This is a genomic window from Mesorhizobium wenxiniae, assembly GCF_002284535.1.
GTDB lineage: Bacteria > Pseudomonadota > Alphaproteobacteria > Rhizobiales > Rhizobiaceae > Mesorhizobium > Mesorhizobium wenxiniae.
This window is the reverse complement of sequence record NZ_NPKH01000011.1, coordinates 26,163-41,787: the sequence shown is the minus strand read 5'-3', so window position 1 is coordinate 41,787 and position 15,625 is coordinate 26,163. Positions and strand designations below refer to the sequence as shown.

The 15,625-nt window shown below is 64.2% G+C and carries 12 protein-coding genes; 11 read left to right on the top strand and 1 reads right to left on the bottom strand.

Going from position 1 to position 15,625, the window contains the following annotated elements:
* The first annotated feature begins 1 nt into the window (after nt 1).
* The 10 genes from CIT31_RS02530 to CIT31_RS02485 all read left to right on the top strand — a co-directional run bounded on the left by CIT31_RS02530 (nt 2) and on the right by CIT31_RS02485 (nt 12,834).
* On the top strand, nt 2-1,240 hold the full coding sequence (locus CIT31_RS02530) for a CmpA/NrtA family ABC transporter substrate-binding protein (protein WP_165778331.1): 1,239 nt from the start codon (nt 2-4) through the stop codon (nt 1,238-1,240).
* A 359-nt stretch (nt 1,241-1,599) separates the two neighbouring features.
* Complete coding sequence (locus CIT31_RS02525) at nt 1,600-2,916, top strand: CmpA/NrtA family ABC transporter substrate-binding protein (protein WP_095517691.1); 1,317 nt, start codon at nt 1,600-1,602, stop codon at nt 2,914-2,916.
* A 65-nt stretch (nt 2,917-2,981) separates the two neighbouring features.
* Complete coding sequence (ntrB, locus tag CIT31_RS02520; protein WP_095517329.1) at nt 2,982-3,878, top strand: nitrate ABC transporter permease; 897 nt, start codon at nt 2,982-2,984, stop codon at nt 3,876-3,878.
* Nucleotides 3,879-3,889: 11 nt separating this feature from the next.
* Nucleotides 3,890-4,687: an ABC transporter ATP-binding protein gene (locus CIT31_RS02515; protein WP_095517328.1), complete on the top strand. Its 798-nt coding sequence runs from the start codon at nt 3,890-3,892 to the stop codon at nt 4,685-4,687.
* A 245-nt stretch (nt 4,688-4,932) separates the two neighbouring features.
* Nucleotides 4,933-5,232 (top strand): hypothetical protein, encoded by a 300-nt coding sequence (locus CIT31_RS34875; RefSeq protein WP_245316091.1) that lies wholly within the window; start codon nt 4,933-4,935, stop codon nt 5,230-5,232.
* A gap of 162 nt (nt 5,233-5,394) precedes the next feature.
* On the top strand, nt 5,395-6,636 hold the full coding sequence (locus tag CIT31_RS02505; RefSeq protein WP_206073327.1) for an MFS transporter: 1,242 nt from the start codon (nt 5,395-5,397) through the stop codon (nt 6,634-6,636).
* 19 nt (nt 6,637-6,655) lie between these two features.
* Complete coding sequence (gene nirB / locus CIT31_RS02500; protein WP_095517690.1) at nt 6,656-9,106, top strand: nitrite reductase large subunit NirB; 2,451 nt, start codon at nt 6,656-6,658, stop codon at nt 9,104-9,106.
* A 5-nt stretch (nt 9,107-9,111) separates the two neighbouring features.
* Complete coding sequence (gene nirD, locus CIT31_RS02495; protein WP_095517689.1) at nt 9,112-9,441, top strand: nitrite reductase small subunit NirD; 330 nt, start codon at nt 9,112-9,114, stop codon at nt 9,439-9,441.
* A gap of 2 nt (nt 9,442-9,443) precedes the next feature.
* Complete coding sequence (locus tag CIT31_RS02490) at nt 9,444-12,245, top strand: nitrate reductase (RefSeq protein ID WP_095517326.1); 2,802 nt, start codon at nt 9,444-9,446, stop codon at nt 12,243-12,245.
* A gap of 103 nt (nt 12,246-12,348) precedes the next feature.
* Complete coding sequence (locus CIT31_RS02485) at nt 12,349-12,834, top strand: hypothetical protein (RefSeq protein WP_095517325.1); 486 nt, start codon at nt 12,349-12,351, stop codon at nt 12,832-12,834.
* A 31-nt stretch (nt 12,835-12,865) separates the two neighbouring features.
* Here CIT31_RS02485 and CIT31_RS02480 read toward each other — a convergent pair whose 3' ends face one another.
* Nucleotides 12,866-13,897 carry a hydroxyacid dehydrogenase gene (locus CIT31_RS02480; protein ID WP_095517324.1) on the bottom strand — a complete coding sequence of 344 codons (1,032 nt, stop codon included), beginning with the start codon at nt 13,895-13,897 and terminating at the stop codon, nt 12,866-12,868.
* A gap of 175 nt (nt 13,898-14,072) precedes the next feature.
* Between CIT31_RS02480 and CIT31_RS02475 the strand changes: the two genes are divergently transcribed.
* Nucleotides 14,073-15,509, top strand: a complete 1,437-nt coding sequence (locus CIT31_RS02475) for an aldehyde dehydrogenase family protein (protein ID WP_206073326.1) — start codon at nt 14,073-14,075, stop codon at nt 15,507-15,509.
* Nucleotides 15,510-15,625 lie beyond the last annotated feature (116 nt).

Genomic DNA, 15,625 nt, shown 5'->3' with positions numbered 1-15,625 from the left:
CATGGCGGCCGAACACCAGATCAATGCCGGTTTCATACCGCTCTTCGACAGCGCGGTTCTTGTCGCAGCGCGCGAGATCGGCTTTGCCGCGCGCGAAGGCGTCGACCTGACGCTCAGTCGCGAGACATCCTGGGCCAACATCCGCGACCGCATCGCGATCGGGCATTTCGATCTGGCGCATATGCTGGGGCCGATGCCGATCGCCTGCAATCTGGGGCTCACGCCACTCGCCTCCGATACGATCGTGCCGTTCTCGCTGGGACTGGGCGGCAATTGCGTAACGGTTTCGAACGTGGTCTGGGCGGGCATGGCCGCGCACGGCGCCTTGCCCGACCTCGATCCGGCGCGAGCCGGCAAGGCCTTGGGAGCGCTAATCCGTGAACGGGCAAATGCCGGTCGCGACCCGCTGCGCTTTGCGGTCGTGCATCCGCACTCCGGACACAATTACGAACTGCGCTACTGGCTCGCGGCCTGCGGCATCGATCCGTCGCGCGAAATAGAAATCGTCATCGTGCCGCCGCCCTTCATGGCCGACGCACTCGCCGCCGGCAGGATCGACGGCTACTGCGCCGGCGAACCCTGGAACAGCGTCTCGGTTGCCGCCGGCACCGGCCATATCGCCACGGTCAAGGCCGCTATCTGGAGGACCAGCCCCGAAAAAGTCGTCGGCGTGCGCAAGGCCTGGGCCGAAAAACACCCCGAAGCCCTTTCAGCCCTGCTGCGCGCGCTCCATCACGCTGCGCGCTGGTGCCAGGATCCGGCAAACCGCGGCGAACTGGCCGCGCTGATGGCGCAGCCTGCCTTCCTCGGCCTGCATGCGGCAGTGCAGATGCCGATCCTGAGCGGACATCTCCAACTCGGCGGTGGCGCGGAACGAACGGTCGAGGATTTCTTCCTGCCCTTCGACAAGGCCGCGAACTTTCCGTGGAAGAGCCATGCGCTGTGGTTCTACACGCAGATGGTGCGCTGGGGGCATGTCGCGCACACGCCGGAAAACCTCGCTATTGCTCGCGACTGCTACCGCCCCGATCTTTACCGGTCGGCGCTGAAGCCGCTCGGCGTCGCACTTCCCGGCGCCAATTCTAAGGTCGAGGGCGCGCTGGCGTCTGCCACACCTGTCGGCTCCGCCGGCGCCAGTCTGGTGCTCGGCCCCGATGGTTTCTTCGATGGCCAGATATTCGATCCCGACGAGATCGACGCCTATATTGCCGGGCAGAAATTGGCGCGCGCCGAAGCCTGATCATTTTCGCGCCATTCTTGTGCGTTGCACAAAAATTATGCGTGCAAATGCGCTAATGAACAAACTTTGGCTTGCTCGCCCAGCGGGCCAGCGCGCCCACGATTGTGGCATGCCGTTGATCTCATTGATGTTTGGCATCCATTCCGAAACTGGCACGGTTCCTGCTTTGCAATAGGCAGACTCTTCTCGGGGTCACGGAATAGGCGTCCAATGGCGGGCGCTGCAGGCAAAGCTGCCGCTCAGGTCAACACGCGATCCCGGATGGACGGACGCGCGCGGCCTGGCTGGCGGCTTTTTTGTTTTGGTCCAAGACGCAATCGACGGCGCAGATCCCAAGCCGCGCCCAACCGGAGATGACGATGACGAAACGCATCAAAACCCAATCCGCCCTCACGGGTGTAACGCGCCGCGATTTCCTGATGGTGAGCGCGGCCACCGCGGCAACGCTGGCGGCGGCACGCGCGCTGCTGCCGTCCGGCGCCTATGCGGGGACGGCAGCGCCGGAAGTCACCGGCGCCAAGCTAGGCTTCATCGCGCTGACCGATGCAGCGCCGCTGATGATCGCCAAGGAGAAGGGCCTGTTCGAAAAATTCGGCATGCCCGATGTCGAGGTGCTCAAGCAGGCCTCCTGGGGCGCGACACGCGACAATCTGATGCTTGGCGGCGAAGCCAACGGCATCGACGGCGCCCATATCCTGACGCCGATGCCTTACCTTATGCATACCGGCAAGGTGACGCAGAACAACCAGCCGATGCCGATGGCGATCGTCGCGCGGCTGAACTACGACTGCCAGGGCATTTCCGTCGCCAAGGAATACGCAGCCACCGGCGTCGGCCTCGACGCCTCCAAGCTGAAGGAGGCCTTCGCCGCCAAGAAGGCCGAGGGCAAGGAGGTCAAGGCCGCCATGACCTTCCCGGGCGGTACCCATGATCTCTGGCTGCGCTACTGGCTGGCCGCCGGCGGCATCGATCCCGACAAGGACGTCTCGACCATCGTCGTGCCGCCGCCGCAGATGGTCGCCAACATGAAGGTCGGCAACATGGACGTCTTCTGCGTCGGCGAGCCGTGGAACGAGCAGCTCGTCCACCAGGGCGTCGGCTTCACCGCCGCCACCACAGGAGAATTGTGGAAGGGCCATCCCGAAAAGGCGCTCGGCCTGCGCGCCGCTTTCATCGAGAAGAACCCGAACGCCACCAAGGCGATCCTGATGGCCGTCATGGCAGCCCAGCAATGGTGCGAGGCCAAGGAGAACAAGGACGAGATGGCCGCCATCATCGGCAAGCGGCAATGGATGAACGTGCCGACCCCCGACATCATCGGCCGCCTCAAGGGCGACATCAACTACGGCAACGGCCGAGTCGCCAACGGCACCGACCTCTACATGAAGTTCTGGAAGGACGGCGTGTCCTATCCGTTCAAGAGCCATGACAGCTGGTTCCTGGCCGAGAACATCCGTTGGGGCAAGTTCGCGCCGACCACCGACATCAACGCGCTGGTCGATCAGGTCAACCGCGAGGATTTGTGGCGCGAGGCGGCCAAGGATCTCGGCGTCGCGGCAAGCGACATACCGGCATCCTCGTCGCGCGGCGTGGAGACCTTCTTCGACGGCAAGATCTTCGATCCGGCCAACCCGTCCGCCTATCTCGACAGCCTCAAGATCAAGGCATCGGCCTGACGTAGACGGCAAGCGGCGCCGTTGGCGCCGCCTGTCACTCCACGTGCTCAAGGAGCTTTTGCGAAATGTCTATCCAAGCCATCGAGGACACCAAGGTGAAGGCGTTCCCCACGCCTGCCAAGCCCGCAGAGGTCATAGCTTTCACCGCCAAGGTGAGGCGCCGCTTCGATCCCGCCGCGATCACCGGCAAGCTGGCAAGCACGCTGGTGCCGCCGGCAGTCGTCATCGTCGTCATGCTCGTCATCTGGCAGATCGCCTGCTCGTCGCCCAACGCCAGCTTGCCGCCACCCAGCCAGGTATGGAACGAGGCCTACGATCTGATCGCCCATCCGTTCTTCGACTATGGTCCGCAGGATATCGGACTGGCCTGGCGGGTGCTGATCTCGCTGCAGCGCGTCGCCATCGGCTTCGGCCTGGCTGCAATCGTCGGCGTTGCGCTCGGCGCGCTGGTCGGCCAATCGATCTGGGCGATGCGCGGCCTCGACCCTGTGTTCCAGATCCTGCGCACCGTGCCGCCGCTCGCCTGGCTGCCGCTGTCGCTGGCCGCCTTCCGCGATTCCAGCCCATCGGCGATCTTCGTCATCTTCATCACCTCGATCTGGCCGGTGATCATCAACACCGCCGTCGGCGTCCGCAACATCCCCGAGGACTACCGCAACGTCGCCCGCATCCTCCGGCTCAACCAGCTCGAGTTCTTCGTAAAGATCATGGTGCCGGCCGCAGCGCCCTACATCTTCACCGGCCTGCGCATCGGCATCGGTCTGTCCTGGCTTGCCATCGTCGCCGCCGAAATGCTGACAGGCGGCGTCGGCATCGGCTTCTTCATCTGGGATGCCTGGAACTCGTCGCGGCTGCCCGACATCATCGTCGCGCTCGCCTATATCGGCGTCACCGGCTTCTGCCTCGACCGCCTGGTCGCGGCGGTCGGCGCCTTCGTCACCCGCGGCACAACGGCAAAGTGAGGAGAGGGGCGATGACGGCCTACCTGAAACTCGACCATATCGACAAATCCTTTGCCCGCGGCGGCCAGGTCAGCGAGGTGCTGAATGACATCCGGCTGACCATCGACAAAGGCGAATTCGTCTCCATCATCGGCCATTCCGGCTGCGGCAAGTCGACCTTGCTCAACCTGATCGCCGGGCTGACCAGAGTCTCCGCCGGCGCCGTGCTGCTTGAGGACAAGGAGGTCGACAGCCCCGGACCCGAGCGCGCCGTGGTGTTCCAGAACCACAGCCTTTTGCCGTGGCTCACCGTCTACGAGAACATCAACCTGGCGGTGTCTAAGGTGTTCGGCCGCACCAGGAGCCGGGCCGAACGGCACGACTGGATCATGCGCAATCTCGACCTCGTGCAGATGGCGCATGCCAGGGACAAGCGGCCCGCCGAAATATCGGGCGGCATGAAGCAGCGCGTCGGCATCGCCCGCGCGTTGGCCATGGAGCCGAAAATCCTGTTGCTCGACGAGCCCTTCGGCGCGCTTGACGCGCTGACGCGCGCTCATCTGCAGGATGCGGTGATGGATATCCATTCGAGGCTTGGCTCGACGACGATCATGATCACCCACGATGTCGACGAGGCGGTGCTGTTGTCCGACCGCATTGTCATGTTGACCAACGGCCCGGCGGCGACCATCGGCGAGGTGCTTGCCGTGCCGCTGGCCCGGCCGCGCCGGCGCATCGAGCTTTCCTCCGACCGGACCTTCCTGCGCTGCCGCGAGGCGGTGCTGAAGTTCCTCTACGAACGCCACCGCTTCGTGGAAGCCGCGGAGTAAGGCCGTGACCGAAAAACGCGTCATCATCTACAATTGGCAATCTGCATCGGCAATGGGCAATCTACCGCATTGCACAAATATTATGCTGCTGTGCAAGGCATTCTGACTAATCTTTGATCCGTTGCCGGGCTTGGTCAAAAATCGCGCGGCTGCGGTTTAGATTGATTTCATTCGATAATCTGGAGCGCTGTCGAATTGGCACGCTTCCTGCTTTTCAGAATGTAGGTCCGCAAGGGCCAAGTGATATGGCGTCCAAAGGCGGGCGCTACAGGCAAAGCTGCCGCTCAGGTCAATACGCGATCCCGGATGGACGGACGCGCAAAGACCTGACCGGCGGCTTTTTTGTTTTTACGCGATCGACGGCGCTGGTCCCAAGCGGCGCCCAACCGGAGACGACGATGACGAAACGGATCGGAACTGGCGCGTCCCTCGCGGACTTCACGCGCCGCGATTTTCTGGATAGCAGCGCGCTGACGGCGGCGCTGTTCACCGCCGCGCTCCTGCTGTTTCCCGTCGGCGCGCCAAGACGGAAAGCAAGGACCTGACCGTGGCGAGCCCGGTCTCGTTGCACGCACCGATGCCGCGCCGCTGATCATTCACCCACAAACATCCGCGGTGCCTCCCACGCCGCAAACCGGAGCCAGACGTTGACCGCAAATCTCCCAGCCGCGCCCAGCCAGGACAATGCTCCCCGGCAGGCGCTTGTGATGTCCACCATCGCCTTCACCGTCTGCTTCGCGGTGTGGACGATATTTTCAATCATCGGCGTGCGCATAAAGCAGGACCTTGGGCTGAACGAGACGGAGTTCGGCCTGCTGGTCGGCACGCCGATCCTCACCGGTTCGCTCGTGCGCATGGTGCTCGGTGTTTGGACCGACCGTTTTGGCGGACGGCTGGTATACACCGCGACCATGCTTGCGGCGGCGGTCGCGACCTTCCTGCTCGCTTTTGCGCACACCTACGGACAGATGCTCGTCGCCGCGTTAGGCGTTGGGCTCGCCGGTGGTTCCTTCGCCGTCGGTGTCGCCTATGTCTCGCGCTTCTTCCCGGCCGGCAAGCAGGGCACAGCGCTTGGCATTTTCGGTGTCGGCAATGTCGGCGCCGCGGTCACCAAGTTCCTGGCACCGTTCGTGCTTCTCTCCTGGGGCTGGCAGTCGGTCGCGCTGATCTGGGCGGCAGCACTCGTCGTCATGGCCGCCGTCTTCTGGTTCACGACCGGCGACGATCCGGTCATCCGCGAGCGCCGCGCCGGCAAGGCAGCGCCCGCGAGAAGTTTCTTGCAGGAATTCGCGCCGCTCAAGAACCTGCAGGTCTGGCGCTTCGCCTTCTATTATTTCTTCGCCTTCGGTGCATTCGTGGCGCTGTCGCTGTGGTTGCCGCGCTACCTGATCGGCGTCTACGGCTTCGGCATCGCGACCGCCGGCATGATCGGCGCGGCCTATTCGATCCCTGCAAGTATCTTCCGCGCCTATGGCGGCGTGCTTTCCGACCGGATCGGCGCCCGCACCGTGCTCTACTGGACCTTCGCGGTCAGTGCCGTCGCGACTCTCGTTCTGTCTCTCCCCTCGGCAGACTACGTCGTGCGCGGCATCAGCGGGCCGATCGCCTTCCATTTCGAGATCGGCCCGCTCGCCTTCATAGCCGTTGCCTGCGTGCTCGGCTTCTTCATGAGCCTTGGCAAGGCCGCCGTCTACAAGCACATCCCGGCTTACTACCCGCAGAGTGTCGGCGCGGTCGGCGGCGTTGTCGGCATGATTGGCGGACTCGGCGGCTTTATCCTGCCAATCGCCTTCGGCGCAGTCAACGACCTCACCGGCGTCTGGTCGAGCTGCTTCATGCTGCTCTTCGTCATCGTCGCCACCTGCTTTGCCTGGATGCACTTCAGCATCCGGCGGATGGAGCGCGCGGCCGCCGCCGAAGCTTCAGGCCTTTCCTACGCGGCTGAGTGAGACCGGAGTGGATCAGGACATGACCGAAAAACTCGTCATCATCGGCAACGGCATGGCCCCCGGGCGCATGCTGGAGCACCTGCTGGAAAAGGCGCCGGACCTCTACCAGGTCACCATCTTCAACGCCGAGCCGCGCGTGAACTACGACCGCATCATGCTGTCGCCGGTTCTGTCAGGCGAAAAGGATTATGAGGAGATCATCATCCATGGCGATGGCTGGTACATCAAGCACGGGATCACCCTCTACAAGGGCCACAAGATCGTCGCCATCGACCGGCAGGCAAAGACCGTCACCTCCGATCATGGCGTGACCGAGCCTTACGATAAGCTCGTCATCGCCACCGGCTCGGTGCCGTTTATCATCCCGGTGCCCGGCCATGATCTGCCCGGCGTGCTGACCTATCGCGATCTCGATGACGTTCGGGCGATGATGCTGGCCGCGCAGTCACGGGCCAAGGCCGTGGTTATCGGTGGCGGCCTGCTCGGGCTGGAGGCGGCTGCGGGCCTGAACGCGCAGGGCATGGACGTCACCGTGCTGCATGTCATGCCGACGCTGATGGAACGACAGCTCGATCCGGCCGCCGGCTATCTCCTGCAGCGCGCGGTCGAACAGCGCGGCATCAAGGTCATCACCAAAGCCAACACCCAGGCGATCACGGGCAACGGCAAGGTCGGGCAGGTGGAACTCGCCGACGGCACCATCATCCCGGCGACGCTGGTGGTGATGGCGGTGGGCATAAGGCCGAACGCCGGTCTCGCCAAAGAGGCCGGTATTGCCGTCAATCGCGGCATCGTCGTCGATGCCGGCATGCGCAGCAACGACCCCGACATCTTCGCGCTGGGCGAATGCGCCGAGGTCAACGGCATGGTCTACGGCCTGGTCGCACCGCTCTATGAGATGGCGCGTGTCGCCGCCAGCCAGTTGGCCGGCGACGTGGCCGCCGCCTTCGTCCATTCGGACACGCCGACCAAGCTCAAGGTTACCGGCATCGAGCTGTTCTCGCTCGGCGACTTTGCCGAGGGCGAGGACCGCCAGGAGATCGTGCTGCGCGATGCCGCGGCCGGCGTCTACAAGCGCCTGGTGCTCAGGAATGACCGCATCATCGGCACCGTGCTCTACGGCGAGACGGCGGATGGTGCTTGGTTCAACGACCTCAAAAAGAAGCAGACCGACATATCGCAAATGCGCGACACGCTTATCTTCGGCCAGTCATACCAGGGAGGCGCCTCCCTGGACCCTATGGCGGCCGTTGCAGCCTTGCCGGATGATGCGGAAATCTGCGGCTGCAACGGCGTTTGCAAGGGAAAGATCACCGGCGCGATCACGGGGAAGGGCCTGACCTCGCTCGACGACGTGCGTGCCCACACCAAGGCGTCCGCTTCCTGCGGCTCCTGCACCGGGCTGGTCGAAAAGCTGATGGTGCTGACCATCGGCGACAAATACAATCCGGCGGCGGTGCAGCCGATGTGCGGCTGCACCACGCTCGGCCATGACGAGGTCCGCCGACTGATCAAGGCGAAGAGCCTGAAGACCATTCCCGCCGTCATGCAGGAGCTGGAATGGAAGACCTCCTGCGGCTGCGCCAAATGCCGGCCGGCGCTCAACTACTATCTCGTCTGCGACTGGCCGGACGAGTATGCCGACGACTACCAGTCGCGCTTCATCAACGAGCGCGTTCACGCCAACATCCAGAAGGACGGCACCTATTCTGTGGTGCCGCGCATGTGGGGTGGCGTCACCAATGCCGCCGAACTGCGCGCCATCGCCGACGTCGTCGACAAGTTCGAGATCCCGATGGTCAAGGTTACCGGCGGACAGCGCATCGATATGCTCGGCATCCGCAAGGAAGACCTGCCGGCGGTGTGGGCCGATCTCGGCCAGGCCGGCTTCGTCTCCGGCCACGCCTATGCCAAGGGACTGCGCACGGTGAAGACCTGCGTCGGTTCGGACTGGTGCCGCTTCGGCACCCAGGATTCGACGGGGTTCGGTGTCCGCATCGAGAAATTCATGTGGGGTTCGTGGACGCCCGCCAAGGTCAAGATGGCGGTCTCGGGCTGCCCCAGGAACTGTGCGGAAGCAACCTGCAAGGATGTCGGCGTGATCTGCGTCGATTCTGGTTACGAGATCCATTTCGCCGGTGCTGCCGGCCTCGACATCAAGGGCACAGAGGTGCTCGGCCTGGTCAAGACCGAGGACGAGGCGCTCGAGCATATCGTGGCGCTGACGCAAATGTATCGCGAGCAGGGCCGTTATCTCGAGCGCATTTACAAATGGGCCAAGCGCATCGGCATCGCCGAGATCAAGCGCCAGATCATGGACGATGGCGAGAAGCGCAAGGCGTATTTCGACCGCTTCGTCTTTTCGCAGAAATTCGCGCAGGTCGACCCTTGGTCGGAGCGCGTTTCCGGCAAAGACAAGCACGAGTTCCGGCCGATGGCTTCGGTCGGATTCGCGCAGGCGGCGGAGTGATCATGATGAACTGGGTATCAATCGGCTCCCTCTCCGACATTCCGCGTCGTGGCGCGCGCTGCGTCGCCACGCCGCAAGGCAAGATCGCCGTCTTCCGCACCGCGGAGGACCAGGTCTTCGCCATCGAGGACCATTGTCCGCACAAGGGCGGGCCGCTCTCGCAGGGCATCGTCCACGGCGCGGCGGTCACCTGTCCCCTGCACAATTGGGTGATCTCGCTGGAGACCGGCAAGGCGCTCGGCGCTGACGAAGGTGCGGTGCGCACCGTTCCGGTGCGGATCGAGGGCGAGCGTCTGTTCATTGCGCTGGAAGCGCTGGCCAGCCGCGCGGCCTGAGCATGAAGATCGACGAAGCGCGCGAGGTGAGGACCACCTGCCCCTATTGCGGGGTGGGTTGCGGCGTGCTGGCGAAGGTCGCCGCGGATGGCGAAATAACCGTTCGCGGCGACCCAGACCATCCGGCGAATTTCGGCCGGCTCTGCTCCAAGGGCTCGGCGCTGGCCGAGACGATCGACCTCGACGGCCGGCTGCTCTATCCGGAGATCCACGGTCGCCGCACCGGCTGGGACGAAGCGCTCGACCTCGTCGCCTCGACCTTTTCGCGGACTATCGCCGAGCACGGCTCCGACGCGGTCGCCTTCTACGTCTCCGGCCAGTTGCTGACCGAAGACTATTACGTCGCCAACAAGCTGATGAAGGGGTTTATCGGCTCGGCCAATATCGACACCAATTCGCGCCTGTGCATGGCTTCGTCGGTTGCCGGCCACCGCCGCGCCTTCGGCTCCGACACAGTGCCGGGCAGTTACGAGGATCTGGAGCTTGCCGACCTGATCGTGCTGGTCGGCTCCAATCTCGCCTGGTGCCATCCGGTGCTCTACCAGCGCATCGCCGCGGCCCGGGAAAAAAGACCCGAGATGAAGGTGGTGCTGATCGACCCGCGCCGCACCATGACCTCAGATCTCGCCGACATGCATCTGGCGATCGCGCCCGATGGCGACGTCGCGCTGTTCACCGGCCTGCTCGCCTATCTTGGCAAAAATGACGCTCTGGACCGCGCCTATATCGCTGCACATACGACGGGCTTCGAAGGCGCGACTACCGCTTCCGCGCTCGACCTTGCCGGCATCGCCGCGGCCACGGGCCTCGGCGAGGACGAGCTTGTCCGCTTCTACAGCCTGTTTGCCGCGACGGCGAAAACGGTGACCGTCTATAGCCAGGGCGTGAACCAGTCGTCCTCGGGCACCGACAAGGTCAACGCCATCATCAATTGCCATCTCGCCACCGGCCGCATCGGCAAGCCCGGCACCGGGCCGTTTTCGGTGACCGGCCAGCCCAACGCCATGGGCGGCCGCGAGGTTGGCGGCCTGGCCAACATGCTGGCCGCCCATATGGAGATCGAAAACCCCGAACACCGCGGCCGCGTGCAGCGCTTCTGGAGCGCGCCTGCCATCGCCGAAAAACCCGGCTTGAAGGCGGTCGAGATGTTCCAGGCGGTGGCCGACGGGCGTATCCGGGCGCTGTGGATCATGGCGACCAACCCGGTCGATTCGATGCCGGATGCCGATGCCGTCGAGGCGGCGATCAAGGCCTGCCCTTTTGTCGTGGTGTCGGACGTGCTGGCCATGACCGACACGGTCCGCCACGCCCATGTCCGGCTGCCCGCCGCCGCATGGGGCGAGAAGGACGGCAGCGTAACCAATTCGGAGCGCCGCATCTCGCGCCAACGCGCCTTTTTGCCGGTGCCCGGCGAGGCAAGAGCCGATTGGTGGATCATCGCCGAAGTGGCCAAGCGGATGGGGATTGCCGAGGCGTTTTCGTATGCGTCGCCGGCCGCGATTTTCGCTGAACATGCAGCGCTGTCGGCCTTCGAGAATGACGGCGCCCGCGATTTTGATATAGGCGCGTACGCCGGTGTTGACGCGGAGACCTACGAGGAGTTGGCGCCATTCCAATGGCCAGCACCGGCCTCACCCTCCCCCTCGAGGGGCGGGTCGGCGCGCGCGTTGAGCGAAGCGAAACAAGCGGGACGGGGTGGGGTCCGTGGAGCCTCTCCGCCCCCACCCCGGCTCTCTCGCCTTGCTGCGCAGAGCTCGCTCGCCGACCCTCCCCTCAAGGGGGAGGGTATCCGCTTCTTCGCCAATGGCGGCTACTACACGCCCGACCGCAAGGCGCGTTTCATCGCCATCCACCCGACCGCACACAACCGCACCAGTCCGGACTATCCGCTGATCCTCAACACCGGACGCGTTCGCGACCACTGGCACACCATGACGCGGACCGGCAAGAGCCAGCGCCTGTCTCAGCACATGGCCGAGCCTTTCGTCGAAATCCACCCGGCGGATGCGCAGCATTTCGGTATCGGCGACGCCGACATCGTCCGCGTCTCGACTGTGCACGGTGAGGTGCTGGTTCGCGCGCTGGTGACAGCGCGGCAGCGGTCAGGCTCGATCTTCGTGCCGATGCACTGGACGGACCAGTTCTCCGCGCGCGCTCGCGTTGATGCGCTGGTGGCGCCCATCACCGATGCGATTTCAGGCCAGCCGGCCTCGAAGAATATTGCCGCCCGCGTCGAACGCTTCGCTGCCGCCGCCTTCGGCTTCGCGGTGCTTGCCGAACGGCCGGCCTCGATCGACGCCGATTATTGGAGCCTCGCCCGCTGCGCCGCCGGCTGGCGCCTTGAGTTTGCGCTGGAAGCTGGGCGGGACTGGACGGCTTTCGCAGCCTCGCTTTTTGGCGCGGACGCGCTAGGCGAGACGCTCGCCTATCATGACGTCGCCGGCGGGCACTATCGCTTCGCCCGTTTCGCCGGCAGCCGGTTGGCTGGCGCGCTCTATCTTGCGCCCAAGCCGGTCGCGGTGTCTCGCAGCTGGGCCGTGGAGCAGTTGAGCGCGGACCATGCCAATCGGCGCGGACGGCTGGCGATCGTGGCTGGGCGGCCGGGCGGCAATGCCGTCGATCGTGGCGCCGTCGTCTGCTCCTGTTTCGGGGTCGGCGCCAATCAGATCGCGGACGCGGTGCGCGGCGGCTGCGTAAGCGTCGAAGCGATCGGCGCCACCTTGCATGCCGGCACGAACTGCGGCTCCTGCCGCGCCGAGATCAGGACCATCATCGAGGCGCGACGGCTTCAAGCGGCGGAGTGAGGGCGTTGAGAAACTCGGGCACACCGAGCCTCGCCGCTTACCAGCAATTTACAAACCATGGGCTACCAACGTCCTTATTCGATTCGTTCCGAACAGGACCCTTATGAGCAAAGCCCTCACTTCATTCGCATTGGTGGCCATATTGACGGCTTTGCTGATGGCTCTCAGCCTGGCAGTGGCCAGGCATGGCTATCCTTATGGTGCGATCGGCGCAAAACGCCTGGACGACGTCGCCGATGCCGGAACGTTTATCCCGCTCGCGGCCGTGTATTTCTTCAGCGCGCTGCTGATGATGATCCTGCCGATCAGGGCCGCGGGCGTCGTCCTGACGAACGCCGCGGATGCGGTCTTCTGGACAGTCATCGTGCTGTTCGCGGCTATCATTGGTTGCCTCGCCGCCAGATGGGCTTTCGATCGAAGCAATATCCTGCCGGCACTGCTGAATTGGCGCTTCCTGTTTGTCGCAGCCGTCGTCGGATGCCATCTCTTCATGAATGAGCTGCGCCGCAACATCCTGCTGAGAAGCCTGGTCTTTGTCGTCTTCGCCGCAGCGACGCTGGCCTGCCTGTTCTGGTCATTCACCATCTGAGAAACCCGTGCAGGCGCTGGGATGGACGGCTTTAATTCTTGTCGACAGGTTTGGAACGCATCCGTGAAACGGTCTCGCGTTCGGCCCGCTTTGAACGCATCGGTGGCAGGCCACGATCGATCAGGTCCATGTCTTCCAGCACCATGTCGCCCATGCGCTTGAAGGCGATGTCGAGCGCGCCGGCCCGGTGGGCGGAGCGCAGAAAGCCGGGCAGCGAGCGCACAGGGTGGTCCTGCGCCAGCGGCTCTTCCGGAAACACGTCGCTGGCGGCGACGATGTGGCCGCTGCGAACGGCGTCCATCAGCGCCGGAAAATCGACCACTCCGGCACGGCTGAGCAGGATGAAGGCGGCTCCCTTGCGCATCCTGGCAAAGGCTCCAGTACCGAGAAAACCCTGGTTTTCGCTGGTCACGGAAGCGACGACGAAGACGAAATCGCTGGTCGACAAAACCGTGTCGAGCGAAGCCGGCTCGACGCCGTTCTCGATCAGGATTGACGGCGGCAGCCACGGATCGAAGACCCTTGTCCGCGTGCGAAAGCCCGATAGCAGCCGGTTGAGCGAACGGCCGAGATCGCCGAAGCCGATGATGCCGACTTCCGCACCGGACAGAAGCCGCGCCGTCTGGTTGCCGTCGCCGCCCCACAGCTCCTTGCCTTGCCGGAAGGCGAGATCGGCGTCGACGATGTCGCGGGCGAGGTTGAGCGCCATGGCAAGGCCGAGCTCGGCCACCGGCTCGGCGAACACCAGACCTGTGGTGACGACATGGATGCCGCGCGAAAACAGCGTTTCATACGGCATGTTGTTGATGAGGTTGCTCTCGACATTGAAGATGCAGCGCAGTGTTCGCATCTTGTCAAGCGTCTCCGGCGCGATCGGCGGCTGGCCGACGATGTAGCGCGCCTCGGCGAGCACGTCGGCCGGCAAGGCCGCTACGCCTTCTGGCGACGTTTCGACGATACGATATTTGGCGCGGAATCTCGCCAAAGCCTCGGGCGTGAAAATCAGGTCGAGCGTGCGCGGCTCGGGCGCGCTGATCACCAGCGGCAACACGCTGTCGGACATGGCGGTTCCTCCCGGTGCGATCCGCGTCGCACAACACTAGAATCAACTTTTACCGCCTCGACACCTAGCACATGCCTGTCGAGTAAGAGAACTTTGCCGCCGGCGGCCTTGCGGTGTGGCGGCCGGTGGTCCAGATAGACGGCAATCGAAGGACGACAAGGAAGACAGCGACATGATCCCGTTTCGAAAGAACCTCATCGATGGCGAGTGGGTGGGCGACGCCGGCTCCCGCAACATCAACCCGTCCAACCTCGACGACGTGGTCGGCGAATATGCGTCGGGGGACGCCGAGCAGGCCCGGCAGGCCATCGCGGCGGCGAAAGCGGCATTTCCGGCTTGGTCCCGATCGGGCCCGCTGGCACGCCATGCGGTGCTGAGGAAGGCGTCGGACGAGATCACCGCGCGTAAAGATGAAATCGGCCGGGCGTTGGCGCGCGAAGAAGGCAAGACGCTGGTCGAGGGCATTGGCGAGACCGTGCGGGCCGCCCAGATCTTCGATTTCTTTGCTGGTGAGACGCTGCGCCTGTCCGGCGAGCTGGTTCCAAGCGTGCGGCCCGGCGTCGGTGTCGAAATCACGCGGGAGGCGGTCGGCGTCGTCGGCATCATCACGCCGTGGAATTTCCCGATCGCCATTCCGGCGTGGAAAATCGCTCCTGCCCTGGCGTACGGCAACACCATCGTCTTCAAACCGGCCGAGTTGGTTCCGGAGAGCGCCTGGACCATTGTCGACATCCTGCACCGCGCCGGCCTGCCGAAAGGCGTGCTCAATCTCGTCATGGGCAAGGGTTCGGTGGTCGGCCAGGCCATGCTCGACAGCCCTGACCTCAATGCCATCACCTTCACCGGCTCGGTCGGCACCGGCAAGCGCGTCGCTGCCGCCAGCGTCGAGCACATGCGCAAGTTCCAGCTCGAAATGGGTGGCAAGAACCCGCTTGTCGTGCTCGACGATGCAGATCTTGCCGTCGCCGTCGACTGTGCGATCAATGGCGCATACTTCTCGACCGGCCAGCGCTGCACGGCATCGTCCCGCCTAGTCGTGACCGAAGGCATCCATGACCGTTTCGTCGACGCGATGAAAGATCGCCTAGGCAAGCTGGTCGTCGGCGACGCTCTCGATGCCAAAACCCAGATCGGACCGGTCGTCGACCAGAGCCAGTTGAAGCAGGACGAAGACTATATCGCCATCGGCCGCCAGGAAGGCGCCGATCTCGCCTTCGGTGGCGAGCGGCTCGATCGCGAAACCCGCGGCTTCTACCTGCAACCAGCGCTGTTTACGCAAGCCACCAACGCCATGCGCATTTCACGTGAGGAGATTTTCGGGCCGGTCGCAAACGTCATTCGCGTCAAGGACTATGACGAGGCGCTGGCGGTGGCTAACGACACGCCGTTCGGGCTGACGTCGGGCATCTGCACGTCGAGCCTCAAGCACGCCACGCATTTCAAGCGCAACTCGGAGGCCGGCATGGTGATGGTCAATCTGCCGACGGCGGGCGTCGACTTCCATGTGCCTTTCGGCGGCCGCAAGGGATCGAGCTACGGCCCGCGCGAGCAGGGCCGCTACGCGGCGGAGTTCTACACCACGGTGAAGACCGCCTACACGTTCACCGGCTAATCATGCCGGTTACTTGCCGGGCCAAATGAAATCGAACATGCGAGCAGGCCAGTGACTCCCTTCCCAGCAAGCGCGAGTTGCTGGGAAGGGCGAACATCTTAGTGTCCGACACGACA

Excerpts from the sequence above, each read along its gene's own strand:
- CIT31_RS02530 (WP_165778331.1), top strand. The coding sequence starts at position 2 with ATGGCGGCCGAACACCAGATCAATGCCGGTTTCATACCGCTCTTCGAC.
- CIT31_RS02525 (WP_095517691.1), top strand. The coding sequence starts at position 1,600 with ATGACGAAACGCATCAAAACCCAATCCGCCCTCACGGGTGTAACGCGC.
- ntrB (WP_095517329.1), top strand. The coding sequence starts at position 2,982 with ATGTCTATCCAAGCCATCGAGGACACCAAGGTGAAGGCGTTCCCCACG.
- CIT31_RS02515 (WP_095517328.1), top strand. The coding sequence starts at position 3,890 with ATGACGGCCTACCTGAAACTCGACCATATCGACAAATCCTTTGCCCGC.
- CIT31_RS34875 (WP_245316091.1), top strand. The coding sequence starts at position 4,933 with ATGGCGTCCAAAGGCGGGCGCTACAGGCAAAGCTGCCGCTCAGGTCAA.
- CIT31_RS02505 (WP_206073327.1), top strand. The coding sequence starts at position 5,395 with ATGTCCACCATCGCCTTCACCGTCTGCTTCGCGGTGTGGACGATATTT.
- nirB (WP_095517690.1), top strand. The coding sequence starts at position 6,656 with ATGACCGAAAAACTCGTCATCATCGGCAACGGCATGGCCCCCGGGCGC.
- nirD (WP_095517689.1), top strand. The coding sequence starts at position 9,112 with ATGAACTGGGTATCAATCGGCTCCCTCTCCGACATTCCGCGTCGTGGC.
- CIT31_RS02490 (WP_095517326.1), top strand. The coding sequence starts at position 9,444 with ATGAAGATCGACGAAGCGCGCGAGGTGAGGACCACCTGCCCCTATTGC.
- CIT31_RS02485 (WP_095517325.1), top strand. The coding sequence starts at position 12,349 with ATGAGCAAAGCCCTCACTTCATTCGCATTGGTGGCCATATTGACGGCT.
- CIT31_RS02480 (WP_095517324.1), bottom strand. The coding sequence starts at position 13,897 with ATGTCCGACAGCGTGTTGCCGCTGGTGATCAGCGCGCCCGAGCCGCGC.